The sequence below is a fragment of the Roseateles chitinivorans genome, from assembly GCF_002761755.1.
Classification (GTDB): Bacteria; Pseudomonadota; Gammaproteobacteria; order Burkholderiales; family Burkholderiaceae_C; genus Roseateles; species Roseateles chitinivorans.
This window is the reverse complement of record NZ_PEOG01000006.1, coordinates 150,548-170,722: the sequence shown is the minus strand read 5'-3', so window position 1 is coordinate 170,722 and position 20,175 is coordinate 150,548. Positions and strand designations below refer to the sequence as shown.

At 68.8% G+C, this 20,175-nt stretch carries 21 protein-coding genes; 12 read left to right on the top strand and 9 right to left on the bottom strand.

Going from position 1 to position 20,175, the window contains the following annotated elements:
• Positions 1-25: 25 nt before the first annotated feature.
• The 3 genes from CS062_RS02150 to gbd form a co-directional block, all read right to left on the bottom strand.
• On the bottom strand, positions 26-532 hold the full coding sequence (locus tag CS062_RS02150) for a hypothetical protein (RefSeq protein ID WP_099859814.1): 507 nt from the start codon (positions 530-532) through the stop codon (positions 26-28).
• A 90-nt stretch (positions 533-622) separates the two neighbouring features.
• Entirely contained in the window at positions 623-1,210 is a 588-nt protein-coding gene (locus CS062_RS02145; protein WP_099859813.1) for a TetR/AcrR family transcriptional regulator, read from the bottom strand.
• A 75-nt stretch (positions 1,211-1,285) separates the two neighbouring features.
• The gene (gbd, locus tag CS062_RS02140; protein WP_099859812.1) at positions 1,286-2,446 is read right to left on the bottom strand and encodes a 4-hydroxybutyrate dehydrogenase; all 1,161 of its coding nucleotides are present in this window, start codon (positions 2,444-2,446) and stop codon (positions 1,286-1,288) included.
• 164 nt (positions 2,447-2,610) lie between these two features.
• Between gbd and CS062_RS02135 the strand changes: the two genes are divergently transcribed.
• The 6 genes from CS062_RS02135 to sodC all read left to right on the top strand — a co-directional run bounded on the left by CS062_RS02135 (position 2,611) and on the right by sodC (position 8,435).
• Positions 2,611-3,612, top strand: a complete 1,002-nt coding sequence (locus CS062_RS02135; protein ID WP_099859811.1) for an alpha/beta hydrolase — start codon at positions 2,611-2,613, stop codon at positions 3,610-3,612.
• Positions 3,609-4,490, top strand: coding sequence for a YbgC/FadM family acyl-CoA thioesterase (locus CS062_RS02130; RefSeq protein WP_091724128.1), 882 nt, complete (start codon positions 3,609-3,611; stop codon positions 4,488-4,490). The genes CS062_RS02135 and CS062_RS02130 overlap by 4 nt, the downstream gene beginning before the upstream one ends.
• A 249-nt stretch (positions 4,491-4,739) precedes the next feature.
• On the top strand, positions 4,740-6,929 hold the full coding sequence (katG, locus tag CS062_RS02125; protein WP_099859810.1) for a catalase/peroxidase HPI: 2,190 nt from the start codon (positions 4,740-4,742) through the stop codon (positions 6,927-6,929).
• A 154-nt stretch (positions 6,930-7,083) separates the two neighbouring features.
• Complete coding sequence (locus CS062_RS26085; protein WP_158238645.1) at positions 7,084-7,230, top strand: hypothetical protein; 147 nt, start codon at positions 7,084-7,086, stop codon at positions 7,228-7,230.
• A complete protein-coding gene (locus tag CS062_RS02120) occupies positions 7,227-7,709 on the top strand; it encodes a hypothetical protein (RefSeq protein ID WP_099859809.1) in 483 nt (160 codons plus the stop codon). Before CS062_RS26085 ends, CS062_RS02120 begins: the two co-directional genes overlap by 4 nt.
• Before the next feature lie 189 nt (positions 7,710-7,898).
• The gene (gene sodC, locus CS062_RS02115) at positions 7,899-8,435 is read left to right on the top strand and encodes a superoxide dismutase family protein (RefSeq protein WP_099859808.1); all 537 of its coding nucleotides are present in this window, start codon (positions 7,899-7,901) and stop codon (positions 8,433-8,435) included.
• 233 nt (positions 8,436-8,668) lie between these two features.
• Here the strand turns inward: sodC and acnB are convergent, their stop codons facing one another.
• From acnB to CS062_RS02085, 6 genes are all read right to left on the bottom strand, one after another.
• Positions 8,669-11,257, bottom strand: a complete 2,589-nt coding sequence (acnB, locus tag CS062_RS02110; protein WP_099859807.1) for a bifunctional aconitate hydratase 2/2-methylisocitrate dehydratase — start codon at positions 11,255-11,257, stop codon at positions 8,669-8,671.
• 65 nt (positions 11,258-11,322) lie between these two features.
• Positions 11,323-11,748, bottom strand: coding sequence for a type II toxin-antitoxin system VapC family toxin (locus CS062_RS02105; RefSeq protein WP_099859806.1), 426 nt, complete (start codon positions 11,746-11,748; stop codon positions 11,323-11,325).
• Positions 11,749-11,752: 4 nt separating this feature from the next.
• Positions 11,753-11,998: an AbrB/MazE/SpoVT family DNA-binding domain-containing protein gene (locus CS062_RS02100; protein ID WP_099859805.1), complete on the bottom strand. Its 246-nt coding sequence runs from the start codon at positions 11,996-11,998 to the stop codon at positions 11,753-11,755.
• Between the two features lie 229 nt (positions 11,999-12,227).
• A complete protein-coding gene (locus tag CS062_RS26080; protein WP_158238644.1) occupies positions 12,228-12,791 on the bottom strand; it encodes a hypothetical protein in 564 nt (187 codons plus the stop codon).
• A gap of 298 nt (positions 12,792-13,089) precedes the next feature.
• On the bottom strand, positions 13,090-14,100 hold the full coding sequence (locus CS062_RS02090; RefSeq protein WP_099859804.1) for an HpcH/HpaI aldolase/citrate lyase family protein: 1,011 nt from the start codon (positions 14,098-14,100) through the stop codon (positions 13,090-13,092).
• A gap of 183 nt (positions 14,101-14,283) precedes the next feature.
• A complete protein-coding gene (locus tag CS062_RS02085; RefSeq protein WP_091724143.1) occupies positions 14,284-15,270 on the bottom strand; it encodes a malate dehydrogenase in 987 nt (328 codons plus the stop codon).
• A 255-nt stretch (positions 15,271-15,525) separates the two neighbouring features.
• Between CS062_RS02085 and CS062_RS02080 the strand changes: the two genes are divergently transcribed.
• The 6 genes from CS062_RS02080 to CS062_RS02055 all read left to right on the top strand — a co-directional run bounded on the left by CS062_RS02080 (position 15,526) and on the right by CS062_RS02055 (position 20,171).
• The gene (locus tag CS062_RS02080) at positions 15,526-16,308 is read left to right on the top strand and encodes a GntR family transcriptional regulator (protein WP_099859803.1); all 783 of its coding nucleotides are present in this window, start codon (positions 15,526-15,528) and stop codon (positions 16,306-16,308) included.
• A 126-nt stretch (positions 16,309-16,434) separates the two neighbouring features.
• Positions 16,435-16,875: a succinate dehydrogenase, cytochrome b556 subunit gene (gene sdhC / locus CS062_RS02075; protein WP_099859802.1), complete on the top strand. Its 441-nt coding sequence runs from the start codon at positions 16,435-16,437 to the stop codon at positions 16,873-16,875.
• A gap of 75 nt (positions 16,876-16,950) precedes the next feature.
• A complete protein-coding gene (sdhD, locus tag CS062_RS02070; protein WP_099859801.1) occupies positions 16,951-17,313 on the top strand; it encodes a succinate dehydrogenase, hydrophobic membrane anchor protein in 363 nt (120 codons plus the stop codon).
• Positions 17,314-17,316: 3 nt separating this feature from the next.
• Positions 17,317-19,134, top strand: coding sequence for a succinate dehydrogenase flavoprotein subunit (gene sdhA, locus CS062_RS02065; protein WP_099859800.1), 1,818 nt, complete (start codon positions 17,317-17,319; stop codon positions 19,132-19,134).
• Between the two features lie 19 nt (positions 19,135-19,153).
• Positions 19,154-19,858 carry a succinate dehydrogenase iron-sulfur subunit gene (locus tag CS062_RS02060; protein ID WP_099859799.1) on the top strand — a complete coding sequence of 235 codons (705 nt, stop codon included), beginning with the start codon at positions 19,154-19,156 and terminating at the stop codon, positions 19,856-19,858.
• 31 nt (positions 19,859-19,889) lie between these two features.
• Complete coding sequence (locus tag CS062_RS02055) at positions 19,890-20,171, top strand: FAD assembly factor SdhE (protein ID WP_099859798.1); 282 nt, start codon at positions 19,890-19,892, stop codon at positions 20,169-20,171.
• Positions 20,172-20,175: the final 4 nt, after the last annotated feature.

Here is a 20,175-nt window from a genome sequence, read left to right as displayed (position 1 = left end):
CGCAGGCGAGTGCTCGGCCGAAGCGTCATCGTTGGATCGCTGCGCGGCTCTTGGCGCGGATCGCGAGCCCCTGCAGCGTGAAGCCGATGACGAAGACCAGCAGCCAGCCCAGCAACGCGGCCTTCACCACCGGATCCTCGGGACCGGTGGCCAGCGGATGCGCGACCGGCAACCGGGTGAGCGTCTCGTTGATGCCGGGCACCAGCAGCAGGAAGAAGCTGAACGACAGGCCGAAGGTCTGCGCATAGGGCCTCAGCCGGCCGAGGAGGCCCAGCCGCGGTGCGAGCCAGGCGCCGCCGAAAGCCGCCAGCAGGGCCAGCACGCCCAGCACATGACCCGGGTTGATGCCGGTGACGCTCGACAGCCCGAAGGAGGTGAAGACCGACACGGCCAGGCCGGCCAGGTAGACCTGCCCGGAGCGGCTGCCCGGTTCGATGCGGCGCCAGCGCGCGAAGCCGTGCAGTCCGGCGACGAGCGGAACCAGGCTGACAAGCGTGTGGATCAGGCCGAGCGATGAAAGGGGGTGGGGCATGGCAACCTCGTCAAAAAATACGATCTACTAGTTGGTAGATTTGCTGGGGAAATGAATGGGCGGCCGAAGCCGCCCGCGGTGGAGCGCCCGTCAGGCGGGCTGGGTCAGCTTGAGGATCGCCGGCTGCACGATGGCGGCGAAGGACTTGGGGTCGTCCAGCGCCCGCGCCACCAGCATCGCGCCATGCACGACCGCCATGAAGGAGCGCGCGGAGATCGCCGGGCTGTTGAGCAGATGAAACTGGCCCGCCGCCGCGCCGCGCTTGAGCACCGATGCGAGCCACGCGCTCAGGTCGTGGAAATGGGCGCGCACCTCGGTGGCCACTTCCTCGGGGATGGTCGGCATCTCGGTGGCCAGCATCGCGCAGATGCAGAAGGGATGCGCCCCGCTGCGGATGCAGCCGGCCCAGTAGTCCGCATAGGCATTGAGCTCGGACAGCGGATCGTCGAACTGCTGCTCCAGCGCGGCGAGTCCTTGCCGCGCCTCCTCCCGGTAGCGCGCGACCACGGTCTGCACCAGCGCCGCCTTGCTCGGGAAGTGGTGGTGGATGCTGGCCTTGGTGATGCCGACCCGCTCGGCGAGGTCCGCATAGCTGAAGCTGTTGTAGCCGCCGGCGACCAGCAGCGCCCGGGTGTGCGCGGCGATCTCGGCGGCCTTGGGCGAAAGTTCGGTGGGCATGGCGACCTGCGTCGAAACGATGGGTCGCACTCTACTAGTTGGTAGGCTGTCTGTCAAAGGCGGCGGCGTGCCGCCTCACATCGACTCGTCCAGCATCCGCCGGTAATCGCTGGCCGAGGCCTCGCGGGGGTTGGTCTTGTGGCAGTGGTCGTGGAGCGCGCGTTCGACGATCTGGTCGTGGAGGTCGACCGTCACGCCCATCTCGCGCAGGCCCGACGGCAGGCCCAGCCGCTGGTTCATCGCCTTGACCGCGCCGGCCAGTTCATCGGCCGGCGTGCCTTCCTGCAGGTTCATCGCATGGCCCATGCGGGCGATCTTGTCGTCGCGCCGCATCGAGTCGTGCATCCCGTTGAAGCGGATCACCGTCGGCAGGAAGACCGCGTTCAGCGTGCCGTGATGGAGCCTGGGCATCAGCCCGCCGAGCGCATGGCTGAGCGAATGCACGCAGCCCAGTCCCTTCTGGAAGGCGAGCGCCCCCATGGTGCTGGCCGCCATCATGTCGAGCCGGGCGTCGAGGTCGTCCGGATGCGTGGTGGCGCGCTCGATCTGGCGCCAGCCGCGACGCAGGCCCTCGAGCGCGATGCCGTCGGCCGGCGGATTGAAGGCGGCCGACATGAAGGTCTCCATGCAGTGCGCGATCGCGTCCATGCCGGTGGCGGCGGTCAGCGCGGCGGGCAGCTTGCGCGTCAACTCCGGGTCGCAGACGGCGGAGCGCGGCATCAGCGCCCAGTTGTGGAAACCCAGCTTGCGACCGTCGTCCACGATGATGATCGCCCCGCGCGCGACCTCGGAGCCGGTGCCGGCGGTCGTCGGCACGGCGATCAGCGGCGCGGCGTGCGGGCCGATGTTGCCGGCGCCGCCGAGGATGGTGGCGTAGGCCGTCAGCGGGCCCTCGTGGGTCGCCGCGATCGCGACGCCCTTGGCCAGGTCGATGCTGGAGCCGCCGCCGATCGCGATCAGCCCGTCGCAGCCGTGGGCGCGGTAGAGCGCGGCGGCCTCGCGCACCGCGGCCTCGGTCGGATTGGGCGGCGTGCCGTCGTAGACGGGCAGGGCGGCCGCATCGATCGGCGACGCGGTCCAGGCCTCGATCACCAGGTCCAGCACGCCGGCGGCGCGCACGCCCTTGTCGGTGACGATCAGCGGCCTGGCGATGCCGGCGCGGGCGCATTCCGCGCCGATCACGCGGCGCGCGCCGGCCTCCAGGTGGATGTGGGTGAGGTACTGGATCAGGGCCATGGGCGGAGTCCTTCTGCCGGGTGGTGGGCGAGGGGGAAGGCGGGTCTTGGCGCCGCGCCGGCGACGGCGCGCGTTGTCTGGGAAAATCCCGCGATTGCGGCTCGGCGAACGGCTGAGCCTACGCCCTGGAGTTCCCGTTGAGTAGCACCTTGTTGACACCGCGGATGGCCGCGGTGCTCGAGCGCATCCACCGCGCCAATCGCCCGTCCTTCCACAGCCTCTCGCCCAAGCAGGCCCGCATCGCCTACCTGATGGGCGCGGAGATCCTGGACCTGCCGCGGGCGCCGCTGCCGCGCATCGAGAACCTGGCAATCCCGGGGCCCGCCGGCGACATCGCGGCGCGGCTGTATGCCCCGGTCACGCGCGAGGACGCCGCCGCCCGCGATCCACGCGGCCTGCCGGTGCTGCTGTACTTCCATGGCGGCGGCTTCGTCATCGGCAGCCTGGAGACGCACGACAGCCTGTGCCGCCAGCTGGCGCTGCGCAGCGGCGCGGCGGTGGTCGCGGTGGACTACCGGCTGGCGCCCGACCACCCGTTCCCCGCCGCCGTCGACGACTGCTGGGCCGCGCTCGCCTGGCTGGCGCAGGCGGCGCCGTCCCTGGGCCTGGATGGCGCGCGCATCGCCGTCGGCGGCGACAGCGCCGGCGGCACGCTGGCGGCGGTGACTGCGCTGCATGCTCGCGACATCCGCGCGCAACTGGGCACCGCGCTGGCGCTGCAGCTGCTGATCACGCCGGGCGCGACCGCGCATGCGGACACCGACTCGCATCGCCGCTTCGCCAAGGGCCACCTGCTGGACGCCGACACGATCGCGTGGTTCTTCAACCAGTACATCCCGGCCGAGCGGCGCGAGGACTGGCGCTTCGCGCCGCTGCAGGCCGAGGACCACGAGGACCTGGCCCCGGCCTGCTTCATCCTGGCCGAGGCCGACCCGCTGATCGACGAGGGCATCGCCTACGCCGACCTGCTGCGTGCCAACGGCAACGCGGTGCGGCTGGAGCTGTACCGCGGCGTGACCCACGACTTCATCAAGATGGGCCGTAGCATTCCGGAAGCCGAGCAGGCGCTGGACGCCTGCGCCGACGCGCTCAGGACCGCCTTCGGCCTGCCGGCGCCGGCCGCCGCCCCCATGACCTCCACGACCCCCACCGGGGCCTCCGCATGAGCAGCACCACCGCCTCCGCGCTCGCCCGCGACCGCTTCCGCTTCTTCGAACGCCTGCGCGTGCGCTGGGCCGAGATCGATGCGCAGCAGATCGTCTTCAACGGCCATTACCTGACCTACTTCGACACCGCGGTCGGCGGCTACTGGCGCGCGCTGGCGCTGCCCTACGCGCCGACGATGCAGGCGCTCGAGGGCGACCTGTTCGTCCGCAAGTCGACGATCGAGTACCTCGGCTCGGCGCATTACGACGAGCTGCTGGACATCGGCGTGCGGACCGAGCGGGTGGGCACGACCTCGCTGACGGTGAGCTGCGCGGTGTTCCGCGGCGACGAGTGCCTGGTGCATGGCGAGCTGGTCTACGTCTTCGCCGATCCGGTGGCGCGCGTGCCCAAGGCGGTGCCGCAGGCGCTGCGCGAGCTGCTGCTGGGTTTCGAGCGCGGCGAGCCGATGACCGACGCGCGCGTGGGCAACTGGGCGACCCTGGGCGCGGACGCGCACCGCATCCGCCAGGCCGTGTTCGTCGAGGAGCAGAAGATCCCCGCCGACATGGAATGGGATGCCGCCGACGAGAGCTGCACCCATGCGGTCGCCTACAACCGGCTGGGCCGGCCGCTGGCGACCGGCCGGCTGCTGGAGCATGTGCCTGGCGTGGCCAAGATCGGCCGGATGGCGGTGCTGTCGCCGATGCGCGGCAGCCGGGTCGGCCGGCAGGTGCTGGACGCGCTGATGCAGGCCGGCCGCGAGCAGGGCTACCGCGAGGTGCTGCTGCATGCGCAGCTCAGCGCCGAGGGGTTCTATACCCGCGCCGGTTTCCAGCGCCGCGGGCCGGTCTTCGAGGAAGCCGGCATCGCGCATGTGGAGATGGTCCGGGGACTCTGACCGGTCCACGGCGAGGCGGCGGGACGTCGGGAGACGACCCGGCCGCCGCGCCTGCCGGGCGCTGATCGCGCGACCGGCTTTTCCAAGCTTGCCGCTATCCAAGCCATTAGGAATTGCAAATGGCTCATTGGTTGTCGATAGCAAATACTCGCCCCCACCCCTGAGATCCCAGGGGACAGGAAGCACCGCGTCGAGGAGGGCTCGACATCTTGGCGACGCGGTGCCGGCAGCAAGACAACTGGAGAAGCGATGAGTGAACAAGGCAAGTGCCCGGTGACGGGTCATGGCAGCGCGCCGGCGGCGCGGACCAACCGCGACTGGTGGCCCAACCAGCTCAACCTGTCGGTGCTGCGACAGCTCTCGGCCAAGTCCGATCCGATGGGCGAGGACTTCGATTACGCCGAGGCCTTCAAGGCCCTGGACCTCGAGGCGCTCAAGCGCGACCTGCATGCGCTAATGACCGACTCCCAGTCCTGGTGGCCGGCCGACTTCGGCCACTACGGCCCGCTGTTCGTGCGCATGGCCTGGCACAGCGCCGGCACCTACCGCACGGCCGACGGCCGCGGTGGCGCGGGTGGCGGCCAGCAGCGCTTCGCGCCGCTGAACAGCTGGCCCGACAACGGCAACCTCGACAAGGCGCGCCGCCTGCTGTGGCCGATCAAGCGCAAGTACGGCCAGCAGATCTCCTGGGCCGACCTGATGATCCTGGCTGGCAACGTCGCGCTGGAATCGATGGGCCTCAAGACCTTCGGCTTCGCCGGCGGCCGCGTCGACCAGTGGGAACCCGAGGACCACATCAACTGGGGCGCCGAGGCCAAGTGGCTGGATGACCAGCGCTACAGCGGCGACCGAGAGCTCGCCAAGCCGCTCGCGGCGGTGCAGATGGGCCTGATCTACGTGAACCCGGAAGGTCCCAACGGCAACCCGGACCCGATCGCCGCGGCGCGTGACATCCGCGAGACCTTCGCCCGCATGGCAATGGACGACGAGGAGACGGTCGCGCTGATCGCCGGCGGTCACACCTTCGGCAAGACGCACGGAGCCGGTCCGGCCTCCCATGTCGGCGTGGAGCCCGAAGGCGCCGACCTCGCCGCCCAGGGCCTGGGCTGGGCGAGCACTTTCGGCAAGGGCCATGGCGGCGATGCGATCACCAGCGGCCTGGAAGTGACCTGGACCACGACGCCCACCGCGTGGAGCAACAACTTCTTCGAGAACCTGTTCGGCTTCGAGTGGGAGCTGACCAGGAGCCCGGCGGGCGCGCATCAATGGCAGGCCAAGGACGGCGCGGGCGCCGGCACCATTCCGGATGCGCACGATCCCGCCAAACGTCATGCGCCGACGATGCTGACGACCGACCTCTCGCTGCGCTTCGATCCCGCCTACGAGCAGATCTCGCGTCGCTTCCTGGCGCATCCCGAGCAGTTCGCCGATGCCTTCGCGCGGGCCTGGTTCAAGCTGACCCACCGGGACATGGGGCCGCGGGCGCGCTACCTCGGCGCCGACGTGCCGAAGGAAACGCTGCTGTGGCAGGACCCGATCCCGGTGCTGGATCATGCGCTGGTCGATGCCCAGGACATCGCGACGCTGAAGGCCCGGGTGCTGGCCTCGGGCCTCACCGTGTCGCAGCTGGTGTCGACCGCCTGGGCCTCGGCCTCGACCTTCCGAGGTTCCGACAAGCGCGGCGGCGCCAACGGCGCGCGCCTGCGGCTGGCGCCCCAGAAGGATTGGGCGGTCAACCAGCCGAGCCAGCTGGCCGACGTGCTGACGGTGCTGGAGGCGATCCAGCGCGGCTTCAATGCCGACCAGGCAGGCAGCGGCAAGCGCGTTTCGCTGGCCGACCTGATCGTGCTGGCCGGCGCCGCCGCCGTCGAGCAGGCCGCGAAGGCAGCCGGTCACGCAGTGACGGTGCCCTTCACGCCTGGCCGGATGGACGCGTCGCAGGAACAGACCGACGTCGCTTCCTTCGCGGTGCTGGAGCCGGTCGCCGATGGCTTCCGCAACTATCAGAAGGCCCGCTTCACCGTCTCCGCCGAGGAACTGCTCGTCGACAAGGCGCAGCTGCTGACGCTCGGTGCACCGGAGATGACCGTGCTGGTCGGCGGCCTGCGGGTGCTCGGCGCCAATGTCGACGGCGTGTCGCATGGCGTCTTCACCGACCGGCCCGGGGTGCTCACCAACGACTTCTTCGTCCACCTGCTCGACATGTCGACGCAGTGGCGGGCGAGCGCGCAGGACCCGGACGTGTTCGAAGGCCGCGACCGCGAGACCGGACAGCCGCGCTGGACCGGCACCCGGGTGGACCTGGTGTTCGGCTCGAACTCGGTGTTGCGTGCGCTGGCCGAGGTCTACGGCAGCGCCGATGCGCAGGGCAAGTTCGTGCGGGACTTCGTCGCCGCATGGACGAAGGTGATGAACCTGGACCGCTTCGATCTCGCCTGACCGGCGGGTGACGAGACTGGCGCGATGAACGCGCCAAGAAGGGCGGCGAGGCGCTCCCGCCGGCAGAGCCGGCGCGGGAAGCCTCGCCGCCGGTTCCGGCCCCTCGACGGGCCGGGACGCGACAACCAGCCGGCACCGACCGCAGGAGACAGCCATGGTCATCGACGTCGTTCTCGATGCCGTCATCGATCTCGTCCGGGATGCGGCGAGGTGGTGGCCGGCCGCCTCGGGCGGCAGGGACTGGGGCCGCGAAGCGAGGGTCGCGCCGGGGCTGCGGGCCTGGACGCGGCGCTGGCCATGACGACCCAGCGCTGCATGCTCGCGGCGCGGGCCGCCCGGTCCGACGGCGGCGTCCCGATCGACGACGACGCCTGCCAGCGGCTGCGCGGACTCTGGGTGCGGGTGCTGGTCCAGCTCCGGCAGGTCGAGGAGGCCTGCGCGACGCCCGGGGCCCAGCAGCAGCTGCGGCGCATCGGCGTGCGGCGGCCCGATGTGCTGGTGGACGGCCTGGCCGGCGAATTCCGTCGTACCCACCAACTGGCCGTGATGGGCTGCTGCCTGCCACCGACGATCGAGGCGCTCGGGCCTGGCACCGTGGTCTCGCGCCTTCCCCCGCGCGACGAGGATCGTCTGGATCGTGGCTTCGAAGCGCTCAGCGCGAGTTATGCGGAGTTGCTCGACCGCCTGGCGCCGCCGCTGGGCAGCCACCGTCACAACTGGCTGGAGAGCCGGGTGCGGGTGCATCTGGCCAGGGCCGAGGCGCTGCGGCACGCGCTCTGACGCGGCACCTTCCTCCTTCCTGCCCGCGTGCCCGGCCTGGCATCCCCCGCCGCCCGCGTGCGCGCGACGCCGCCTTGCACGATCATTCGACCCCAGGCGCATCCACCGCGCTGTCGACCGGTCGATGTTCCGACCGAGGGCCGTCGCCGGCCCCGTCGCCTGTCCTGTCCACCCGAAGAGGAGTCTCGAATGAAAATCGCCAAGTCCCTGTGCCTGGGCCTGCTCGTGTCCGGCGCCGCCCTGACGGCCGCGCACGCCGCCGAACTGACGGTGAACCTCGCCATCGCGCAGCCCGATGGGGTCGGCGCCTCGGCGGGCACGGTGCGCATTGTGGAGACGCCGTATGGCCTGGCCTTCTATCCGCAGCTCAAGGGGCTGCCGGCCGGCCTCCATGGCTTCCATGTGCATGAGAACCCGTCCTGCGCGCCGTCCACGGCCAATGGCACGGTGACCCCGGCCGGCGGGGCGGGCGGGCACTTCGATCCCAAGGGCAGCAAGCGCCATGGCGAGCCCTGGGGCGACGGCCACCTGGGCGACCTGCCGCCGCTGTTCGTCGCGCAGGACGGGCAGGCGGTCAATCCGGTGCTGTCGCCGCGACTGACCAAGCTCGACGAGGTGAAGGGCCATGCGCTGATGGTCCACGCCGGCGGCGACAACCATGCCGACCATCCGGCGCCGCTGGGTGGTGGCGGTGCGCGCATCGCCTGCGGCGTGATCGGCGGCTGATCGGCGGCTGACCGGCGGATGACCGGCGGCATGCCGGCGGGCGCACCGCCGAGCGCATCCCGCGACCGCTGAACGACCGATCGAGCGGAGCCCGCGAGGCGCCCGTCCCACCGTCGGCTCCCCATGAACAAGGGCCCGGAGGTTCGCACCTCCGGGCCCTTGTTGTTGGCGGGGCAGGGGACTCGACATCCCCCCGCGCCGTCGCGCACCTGGGTCCGCGACGGTCCGGCCGATCAGGCGACCGACTTGGCCGTTTCCGCGTACTCCTCGATCTGGTCGAAGTTCATGTAGCGGTAGACGCTGGCCTTGTCGGCGTCGATGACGCCCATCTCCTTCAGGTACTCCTCCTTGGTCGGCAGGCGGCCCAGGCGGGACGCGATCGCCGACAGCTCGGCCGAGCCCAGGAACACATTCGTGTTCTTGCCCAGACGGTTCGGGAAGTTCCGGGTCGAGGTCGAGATGACCGTCGCGCCTTCACGCACCTGCGCCTGGTTGCCCATGCACAGCGAGCAGCCCGGCATCTCGGTGCGCGCACCGGCCGTGCCGAAGGCGGCGTAATGGCCTTCCTTGATCAGCTCGCTCTGGTCCATCTTGGTCGGCGGCGCGACCCACAGCTTGACCGGGATGTCGCGCTGGCCGCCCAGCAGCTTGGCCGCCGCGCGGAAGTGACCGATGTTGGTCATGCACGAGCCGATGAAGGCCTCGTCGATCTTGGTGCCGGCGACTTCGGACAGCACCTTCGCATCGTCCGGGTCGTTCGGGCAGCAGACGATCGGCTCGGTGATTTCGGCCAGGTCGATCTCGATGACGGCGGCGTACTCGGCGTCCTTGTCCGCTTCCAGCAGCTCGGGCTTGGCCAGCCAGGCCTCGACCTTCTCGATGCGGCGCTGCAGCGTCTTCGCGTCGGCATAGCCGTCGGCGATCATGTTCTTCATCAGGACGATGTTGGAGGTCAGGTACTCCTTGATCGGTTCCGGATTCAGCTTGATCGTGCAGCCGGCGGCCGAGCGCTCGGCCGAGGCGTCGGACAGCTCGAAGGCCTGTTCCACCTTGAGGTCGGGCAGGCCCTCGATCTCCAGGATGCGGCCCGAGAAGATGTTCTTCTTGCCGGCCTTGGCCACGGTCAGCAGACCGGCCTTGATCGCGTACAGCGGGATCGCATGGACCAGGTCGCGCAGCGTCACGCCGGGCTGCATCTCGCCCTTGAAGCGCACCAGCACCGATTCCGGCATATCCAGCGGCATCACGCCGGTCGCCGCGCCGAAGGCCACCAGGCCCGAACCGGCCGGGAAGGAGATGCCGATCGGGAAGCGGGTGTGCGAGTCGCCGCCGGTGCCGACGGTGTCGGGCAGCAGCAGGCGGTTCAGCCAGCTGTGGATCACGCCGTCGCCCGGACGCAGGGCCACGCCGCCGCGGTTGGAGATGAAGGCGGGCAGCTCACGGTGCGTCTTCACGTCCACCGGCTTCGGATAGGCGGCGGTGTGGCAGAAGGACTGCATCACCAGGTCGGCCGAGAAGCCCAGGCAGGCCAGGTCCTTCAGCTCGTCGCGGGTCATCGGGCCAGTGGTGTCCTGCGAGCCGACCGTCGTCATCTTCGGTTCGCAGTAGGTGCCCGGACGCACGCCCTGGCCCTCGGGCAGGCCGACGGCGCGGCCGACCATCTTCTGCGCCAGCGTGAAGCCGGCGGTCGAGGCGGCCGGCGCCTGCGGCAGGCGGAACAGGGTCGAGGCGGGCAGGCCCAGGAACTCGCGCGCCTTGGCGGTCAGCGAGCGGCCGATGATCAGGTTGATCCGGCCGCCGGCGCGGACTTCGTCGAACAGGACGTCGCTCTTGAGCTTGAACTCGGCGACGGTTTCGCCGTTCTTCACCAGCTTGCCGTCATAGGGCAGCACGTCGATGACGTCGCCCATCTCGAGCTTGCTGACGTCGACTTCGATCGGCAGCGAGCCCGAGTCTTCCTGCGTGTTGAAGAAGATCGGCGCGATCTTCCCGCCCAGCGTCACGCCGCCGAAGCGCTTGTTCGGGACGAACGGGATGTCCTGGCCGGTGGCCCAGATCACCGAGTTGGTCGCCGACTTGCGCGACGAGCCGGTGCCGACGACGTCGCCGACGTAGGCCACGACATGGCCCTTCTTCTTCAGGTCCTCGATGAACTGCATCGGGCCGCGCTTGCCGTCTTCCTCGGGCTTGAAGGCCGCGTCCGGACGGGTGTTCTTCAGCATCGCCAGGTAATGCAGCGGAATGTCCGGACGGCTCCAGGCGTCGGGCGCCGGCGACAGGTCGTCGGTGTTGGTCTCGCCGGGCACCTTGAAGACGGTGACGGTGATCTTCTTCTCGACCTCGGGACGGGAGGTGAACCACTCGGCGTCGGCCCAGCTCTGCATCACTTCCCGGGCCTTGGCGTTGCCCGCCTTGGCCTTGGCGGCGACGTCGTTGAAGTAGTCGAACATCAGCAGGGTCTTCTTCAGACCGTCGGCCGCGACGCCCGCCACTTCGGCGTCGTCCAGCAGCTCGATCAGCGGATGCACGTTGTAGCCGCCCACCATGGTGCCCAGCAGCTCGGTGGCCTTGGCCTTGGAGATCAGGCCGACGGGCAGGTCGCCGTGCGCGACGGCGGCCAGGAAGCTGGCCTTGACCTTGGCGGCGTCATCCACGCCCGGAGGCACGCGATGGGTCAGCAGGTCCAGCAGGAAGGCCTCTTCGCCGGCCGGCGGGTTCTTGATCAGCTCGATCAGCGCGGCCACCTGCTTCGCGTCGAGTGGCAGCGGCGGGATGCCGAGCGCGGCGCGTTCGGCTTGGTGTTGGCGGTAGGCTTGCAGCATGCGAACTCCAGTCTTCGTGGTCTCTGCTTGGGTCAAAAAGCGGGTCGGGGGAATCGGCCTCAGGGTCAGGGTGCGCTGGGCACGATGACCTTGAGGCCCTTGAAATAGTCTCGGAAGAAGCCCTGGTCGCGGGTGATCAGCCCGTCGCACTGCAGCATCGCGTGCGCACCCACCAGGAAATCGGGCATCGCCCGCATCGACGCGGCCGCGCCGGCGCCCTTGTCCGCCAGGCGTTGCTTGAACTTGCGTTGCATCTCGCCGGCGCGGATCGCCGCGCGCTGGTCGATGGCCAGGAAGCTCAGGCCCATCTCCTCGAGCGCGTCCATCACCTCGGAGCCGTGGCCCAGTCCCGCCGTCACCTCGGACAGCACGACATCGCAGAGCACGACCGGGCCGCTGGACAGCGCCAGGCGCAGCGCGGCCTCGGCGGCATCGGCGCCGGGGGCGTCGCCCAGGAGGTCGATGAGGACGGAGCTGTCGACGGCGATCATCGGCTCAGGCGTCGGTGGACTCGTCCGGCGCGCGGCCGCGGAGGTCGCGCATGACGTCGTCGGTGGAGGTGCCTTCCGGCAGCTTGAAGCGGCCGCGGGCGCGGGAGATGGCGTCGTCGACGTTCTTGCGCAGGATGATGCGGGCCCCGTCGAGTTCCACCTTGAGGGTGGTGCCCTTGGTCAGCCCCAGCGCGTCGCGGACGGCCTTGGGCAGGGTGATCTGACCTCGTTCGGCGACGGTGGCTTCCATGCGGGCTCCTGGGGATCCTGGGAGATTAGGCGACGGCCTTGGCGAATTCATGACCGCATCCGCCACGGTGGCGGCGCGGTATGAATCGGAAAGTATGCATGAATTGTACGTACTTTCGGGTCGCGAAAGCCAGCGTCGCGGGCTGAAACCTGAGGTCCGCGCTGGGGGAAGCGGGGCGAACAGGCGTGAAAAAGCCGCCTCGCGGGCGGCTGGTTGGGGTGCGCGAGGCTCAGTTCGCGCTCGGCGCGATGCCCAGGCCCGGGCCGGCGGGCGCCGACGCGGCACGGGCGGCCTCGATGGCGGCGCGCTGTTCCGGATGGACGCATTCGTCGACCAGGCGCTGGCCGGCCTTGACGTCCAGCAGCATCGACTTGTTGGCGATCTGGACCATCAGCGTGCGGCCGGTGATGTCTTCCAGGCGCAGGGCGCCGGTCGACGACAGCACCGGCTTCATCGTGAAGATGTCCTTCTTGAAGGCGACGTTGATGTAGCCGGCGTGCTTCGCATCGGGGGCGATGGTGACCGATTGCTTGAACTCGCACTCGTACAGGCCGAGGTAGGCGCGCTGGGCGGCGGCCAGTTGCTCCTCGTTCGCCTCCGGCAGCGGAGGCGGGGGCGGCGGCGTCTTGGCAGCGGGCTTCTTGGCGGTCGACTTGCCGGCGGCGGGCTTCGCGGCCTTGGTCGGCGCGGCCTTGCTGCCGGCGTTCGGATCGGGCTGGGCGGCGGCGAGGCCGGCGGTCAGGGTCAGCGCGGCGGCAGCGGCGCCGGACAGGAGGAGGGCGGTCAGTCGCATTCTGGGAATGGGGAAGAGGGACCTGGAAACACCAGTCGATGCAGGTGGCCGAAAAAACAAGACGCCGGCAAGCGGCGATGCGCAATTGTCACCGCGGCCCTGCGGCGCAAAACCGGCATTTAATGTGTCAAACCGTTGATCGACGCTAGGGTCTTCACCGGTTGTGCGGGCCGCGGCTCGAGGCGTGACGCCGCTTTTTCGCCCACGCCGTCCGCGGTGCGTGAAGTGCTGCACGGATGGGCGATTGCAGATTGTTGCGCCCGGCGCGCCAGTAGCCGGTCGCTGCGGCGCCTGTGCGTCAGAGCGGCGACGGCCGCGGCGCGAACCAGGCCTGCGCGACTTCCGTCGGCAGGTTCTGCCCCGTGCCATGCGCGCGCTGCAGCAAATGCCAGAACAGGCGGTAGCTGGCGCGGTCATGCAGCATGTCGCGGTGCTGGATCGGCGCCCATTGCGCGGCCTGCGCGGCCTGCAGGATCTCGATCGCCTCGTCGATCTCGGCCACGCTCGGCGCGAAGGCATCGATGATGGGCTGGATCTGGTTGGGATGGATGCTCCACATCCGCGTGTAGCCGAACTCACGGGCGGCCCGCTCGGCCGCGGACTGGATCGCGCGCTCGCTCTTGAACTCGGTCACGACGCAGTGGGACGGCGTCTTCGCATAGGCATGCGCGGCCGCCGAGATGGCCAGCTTCGCGCGCTGCACCAGCGGGTGGGTGAACTGGCCCTCGACCGTCATCGCCGAGCGCGGGATCGCGCCGCGGTGGGCCGACACGAAGTCCATCAGGCCGAACGACAGCGACTCGATGCGCGGATGGGCCGCGATCGCCATCACGTCGCGCAGTGCGCCATGGGTCTCGATCAGCGTGTGCAGCGGCAGCGGCTTGCGGATCGCGTGGCGCTTGAGGCAGTCGTCGATGAAGGCGATGGCCCCGTCCAGGTCGGCGATGCTTTCGGGCTTGGGGATCATCAGGAAGGCCAGCTTCTCGCCACCGCCGGCGATGACCGCCTCGACGTCCGCCTCGAAGGCCGGGTGGTGGAACGGATGCACGCGCACGCCGACGCGGCCGTGCGCGTTGAGCGAGCCATTGAGCAGGTGCAGCACCAGCAGCATGTGCTCCGCCTCGCCGCCGACGGGCGCGCCGTCCTCGCAGTCCAGCGTGATGTCGAAGACCGGGCCCATCCGCGCCTGCAGTTCCAGGCTCTTGATCATGCGGGCCTCGACGCCGCAGTAATGGTCGACGACCGGCAGGACGACGGGCGCCTCGCCTTCTTCGAAGAGGGCGTCGGCAGGGTGGATGAGCGTGGTCATGCGGCGCGGGATGAAAAGGAAAGAAGAAGGGCCGGGTCCCTTGCGGAACCCGGCCCAACGATACTGCCTTCGAAAGCGGACCGGCAAAGCCGTGTCTCCATCGGGTCGGGCACGAGGCGGCACTGCCGGCGCTCGAGGCCGCCCCCGGAAGGGGCCCGCCGAAGGCGGTAGGGGTGGCCCCTCTTACAGCAGGTGCTTGACGCCGTTCTGCTCTTCCAGCAGCTCGTTCAGCGTCTTGTTGATGCACTCCTGCGAGAAGGCGTCGATCTCCAGGCCCTGGACGATCTTGTATTCGCCGTTCTCGACGGTCACCGGGTAGCCGAACATGACTTCCTTGGGGATGCCGTACGAGCCGTCCGACGGAATGCCCATCGTGACCCACTTGCCGTTGGTGCCCAGGGCCCAGTCGCGCATGTGGTCGATGGCGGCGTTGGCGGCCGAGGCGGCCGACGACAGGCCGCGGGCGGCGATGATCGCGGCGCCGCGCTTGCCCACGGTCGGCAGGAACGTCGTGCGGTTCCACTCTTCGTCGTTGATCAGGGCCTTGACCGACTGGCCGTCGATCGTGGCGTAGCGGTAGTCCGCGTACATCGTCGGCGAGTGGTTGCCCCACACCGCCAGCTTCTCGATGCCGGCGACCGGCTTGCCGGTCTTGGCGGCGATCTGCGACGCGGCGCGGTTGTGGTCCAGGCGCAGCATGGCGGTGAAGTTCTTGGCCGGCAGGTCCGGCGCCGACTTCATCGCGATGTAGGCATTGGTATTGGCCGGGTTGCCGACCACCAGCACCTTCACATTGCGCGAGGCCACGGCGTTCAGCGCCTTGCCCTGCACGGTGAAGATCTGGGCGTTGGCGGCCAGCAGGTCCGAACGCTCCATGCCCGGGCCGCGCGGACGGGCGCCGACCAGCAGCGCGTAGTCGGTGTCCTTGAAGGCGGTCATCGGGTCGCTGTGGGCTTCGATGCCGGCCAGCAGCGGGAACGCGCAGTCTTCCAGTTCCATGATCACGCCCTTGAGCGCGTTCTGGGCCTTCTCGTCCGGAATCTCCAGCAGTTGCAGGATGACGGGCTGGTCCTTGCCCAGCATCTCGCCGCTGGCGATGCGGAACAGCAGGGCGTAGCCGATCTGGCCGGCGGCGCCGGTGACGGCGACGCGAACGGGTTTCTTGCTCATCAGAAGTCTCCGGGAAGTGCGAGTGAATGATGCGGGAGGCGCGGTCCGCGCCAGCGGCGGCAAGTGTAGGCCAGCCCAGTGGCGGCACGGATCGCGATAGGGTCTTCTTCGCCCACGGGTGGGGGGAGGCGCCGCCAAATTAGCGGGTGACCATTGCGTGAAACTGACACTCTTGTGTCTTATATAAGACTAATCTCCTCGGACTCCCCCCGGAGGATGGACGCTCGCACCGCAGTTGTGCTCGAATCGCGCCCCATGTCGCCCCCCGCCGCCCCGGTTCACCCCGTCACGCCGCTCAACGAGCTGGCGCGCGCGGAAGCCGCGCCGTCGTTCAGTCCGCTGTATCGCCAGATCAAGGGACTGATCCTCAAGGGCCTGCAGGCCGGCGAGTGGAAGGCGGGGGAGACCATCCCCAGCGAGATGGACCTGGCCGCCCGCTTCGGCGTCAGCCAGGGCACGGTCCGCAAGGCCGTCGATGAACTCGCCGCCGACAACCTGCTGGTCCGCAAGCAAGGGAAGGGCACCTTCGTCGCCACCCATGCGGAACAGCAGCAGCAATACCGCTTCCTGCGCCTGACGCCCGACGGCGACGCCGCCGCGTCGCTCGGCCGCCAGCTGCTGGACTGCAAGCGCCAGCGCGCGCCGGCCTTCATCGCCAAGCTGATGCAGCTGCGCGCCGGCGATCCGGTCATCGAGATCCGTCGCCTGCTGCACAGCGGCGGCCAGCCGGTCGTGCTCGACGACATCTGGCTGCCCGGTGCCCTGTTCAAGGGCCTGACGGCGGAGCGGCTGCTGGAGCATCGCGGGCCGTTCTACGGTCTGCTCGAAACCGAATTCGGCGTGCCGATGATTCGCGCGCAGGAAAAGATCCGGGCGGTCGCGGCGGAAGAAGACGCCGCCGCGCTGCTGCAGGTGGCGCCCGGCAGTCCGCTGCTGAGCGTCGAGCGCCTGGCCTTCACCTACGGCGACAAGCCGGTGGAGTTGCGCCGCGGTCTCTACAACACTACTCATCACTTCTATCGCAACGACCTGAATTGATGCATTCGCGTGGCGGCAATGACGTTTTCATGGCACCGCATGAAAACGACATGCGCCCAGGACGCCCTTACGGGGTGTTGCGTTGCCATAAAATCTTCGGGTTTCACATTGATTACAAGGTCGGACATGACGGACGCCACCCAAGCCACCAAGAAGAATCGACCGGTCTACACCAACATCCACATCACCGACCTTCCGGCGTACCGCCTGCCGGCCGCGGGCTGGGTGTCGATCCTGCATCGCATCAGCGGCCTGCTGATGTTCCTGCTGTTGCCGTTCGTGATCTGGATGTTCGACACCAGCCTCACCTCGGAGATCTCGTACGAGACCTTCACCGCGGCCTTCGTCTCGGGCATCGGCTTCCTGCCGGGCTGGTTCATCAAGCTGGTGGCACTGGGCCTGATCTGGGGCTACCTGCACCACTTCATCGCCGGCGTGCGCCACCTGTGGATGGATGCCACGCACAGCGTCAGCAAGCAGCAAGGCAAGAGCAGCGCCGTCGTGACGCTGGTCCTGGCCATCGTGCTGACGCTCGCGCTCGGCGCCAAGCTCTTCGGCCTGTACTGATCCCGCCGCCGGCGCGCGGCTCGGGTCGCGCGACCGGGATGAATCCCGACGATTGACCCAAGAGGCAAATCAACAATGACAACCTACGGAAGCAAGCGCATCGTCACCGGTGCGCATTACGGCCTGCGCGACTGGATGGCCCAGCGCGCCACCGCGCTGCTCATGGCGCTGTTCACCATCGTGCTGCTGGCGCAGGTGCTGTTCACCAGCCAGCCGCTGGGCTACGACCTGTGGGCCGGCATCTTCAGCAAGCAGTGGATGAAGTTCCTGACCTTCGCGCTGATCGTCTCCCTGGCGTATCACGCCTGGGTCGGCGTGCGCGACATCTGGATGGATTACGTGAAGCCGGTGGGCGTGCGGCTGGCGCTGCATGTGTTCACGCTGGTGTGGTTGACGGGTTGCGCGGGTTGGGCGATCCAAGTGCTCTGGAGGCTGTAAGAAATGCAAATCGGAACCTCGCTGCCCAAGCGCAAGTTTGACGTCGTGATCGTCGGAGCCGGCGGCTCCGGCATGCGCGCGTCGCTGCAACTGTCGCTCGCCGGCCTGAACGTGGCCGTCCTGTCCAAGGTTTTTCCCACCCGCTCGCACACCGTGGCCGCCCAGGGCGGCATCGGCGCCAGCCTGGGCAACATGTCCGAGGACAACTGGCATTACCACTTCTACGACACGGTGAAGGGCTCGGACTGGCTGGGCGACCAGGACGCCATCGAGTTCATGTGCCGTGAAGCGCCGAAGGTGGTCTACGAGCTCGAGCACTTCGGCATGCCGTTCGACCGCAACCCGGACGGCACGATCTACCAGCGTCCGTTCGGCGGCCATACCGCCAACTACGGCGAGAAGCCGGTGCAGCGCGCCTGCGCCGCGGCGGACCGCACCGGCCACGCGCTGCTGCACACGCTGTACCAGCAGAACGTCAAGGCCCGCACCAACTTCTTCGTCGAGTGGATGGCGCTGGACCTGATCCGCGACGCCGAGGGCGATGTGGTCGGCGTGACCGCGCTGGAAATGGAGACGGGCGAGATCCACATCCTCGAAGCGAAGACCGTGCTGCTGGCCACCGGCGGTGCCGGCCGCATCTTCGCCGCGTCGACCAACGCCTTCATCAACACCGGTGACGGCCTGGGCATGGCGGCGCGTGCCGACATCCCGCTGCAGGACATGGAGTTCTGGCAGTTCCACCCGACCGGCGTGGCCGGCGCGGGCGTGCTGCTGACCGAAGGCTGCCGTGGCGAGGGCGCGATCCTGCGCAACGCCAACGGCGAGCGCTTCATGGAGCGCTATGCGCCGACGCTGAAGGACCTGGCGCCGCGCGACTTCGTCTCGCGCTGCATGGACCAGGAGATCAAGGAAGGTCGCGGCTGCGGTCCCAACAAGGACTACGTCGTGCTGGACATGACCCACCTGGGCGGCGACACCATCCTCAAGCGCCTGCCGTCGGTGTTCGAGATCGGCCACAACTTCGCCAATGTCGACATCACCAAGGAGCCGATCCCGGTCGTGCCGACCATCCATTACCAGATGGGCGGCATCCCGACCAACGTCCACGGCCAGGTCGTCATCCAGAAGGGCGAGGACAACAAGAGCGTGGTGAACGGCCTGTACGCGGTGGGCGAGTGCTCCTGCGTGTCGGTCCACGGCGCCAACCGCCTGGGCACGAACTCGCTGCTGGACCTGGTGGTCTTCGGCCGCGCCGCCGGCAACCACATCGTCGAGGCGCACAAGGGCTTCAAGGCCGCCGGCAAGGCGCACAAGCCGCTGCCCAAGGACGCCGCCGACCAGACGCTGGCGCGCCTGGCCCGCCTGGAGTCCAACACCGGTGGCGAGTACGCGCAGAACGTGGCCAACGACCTGCGCGCCGCGATGCAGTCGCATGCGGGCGTGTTCCGCACCCAGGCGCTGCTGGACGAGGGCGTCACCGCCGTCGCCGCCATCCGCGAACGGGTCAAGAACATCACGCTGAAGGACAAGTCCAAGGTCTTCAACACCGCTCGCGTCGAGGCGCTGGAAGTGGACAACCTGATCGAGGCCGCCCAGGCCACGATCGTGTCCGCCGCCGCCCGCAAGGAATGCCGTGGCGCCCACACCGTCAACGACTACGAGCGTGGTCCGGACGATGCGGAGTTCCCGCTCGGCCGCAACGACAAGGAGTGGATGAAGCACACGCTGTGGCACTCCAAGACCAACAGCCTGACCTACAAGCCGGTCAACCTGCAACCGCTGACCGTCGAGAGCGTTCCGCCGAAGGTTCGTACCTTCTGATCGGCCGCCGGAGAACACCATGATCAAGCGCACCTTCAAGATCTACCGCTACGACCCGGACAAGGACGCCAAGCCGTACATTCAGACCATCGAGCTCGAGCTCGCCGGCAATGAACGCATGCTGCTGGACGCCCTGCTCAAGCTCAAGGAAGTGGATCCGTCGCTGTCCTTCCGCCGTTCCTGCCGTGAAGGCGTGTGCGGCTCGGACGCGATGAACATCAACGGCAAGAACGGCCTGGCCTGCCTGACCAACCTGCGCTCGCTGCCGGACGTCATCGTCCTGAAGCCGCTGCCGGGCCTGCCCGTCGTCCGCGACCTGATCGTGGACATGACGCAGTTCTTCAAGCAGTACAACTCGATCCGCCCGTTCCTGGTGAACGAGGAAGCGCCGCCCGAGAAGGAGCGCCTGCAGTCCCCCGAGGAGCGCGACGAGCTCAACGGCCTGTACGAGTGCATCCTGTGCGCGAGCTGCTCGACCAGCTGCCCGAGTTTCTGGTGGAACCCGGACAAGTTCGTCGGTCCCGCCGGCCTGCTGCAGGCCTACCGCTTCATCGCGGATAGCCGCGACCAGGCGACCGCGGAGCGCCTCGACAACCTCGAGGACCCGTATCGCCTGTTCCGCTGCCACACCATCATGAACTGCGTCGACGTCTGCCCGAAGGGTCTCAACCCGACGAAGGCGATCGGCAAGATCAAGGAACTGATGGTGCGCCGCGCCGTCTGAGGCCCGCCCAGAGACATCAGCGCGCACACGCATGAACGCCGCGGACACCAACACCCTCATCGATGAGAGGGATCTCTCCAAGCTCAAGTGGCGTTGCCGCCGCGGGCTGTTGGAGAATGACCTTTTCATCGAGCGGTTCTTCCAACGTCATGAAGGCGCGCTGACCGTCTTCCATGCGGAAGGCCTGCGGCAGTTGATGGACCTGTCCGACAACGACCTGCTCGACCTGCTGCTGGCCCGCAAGGAGCCGGTGGACGAGCTGGACCGGCCGGACGTGCATGCGGTGCTCGCGCTGCTGCGGACCCCTCAGTAACTAG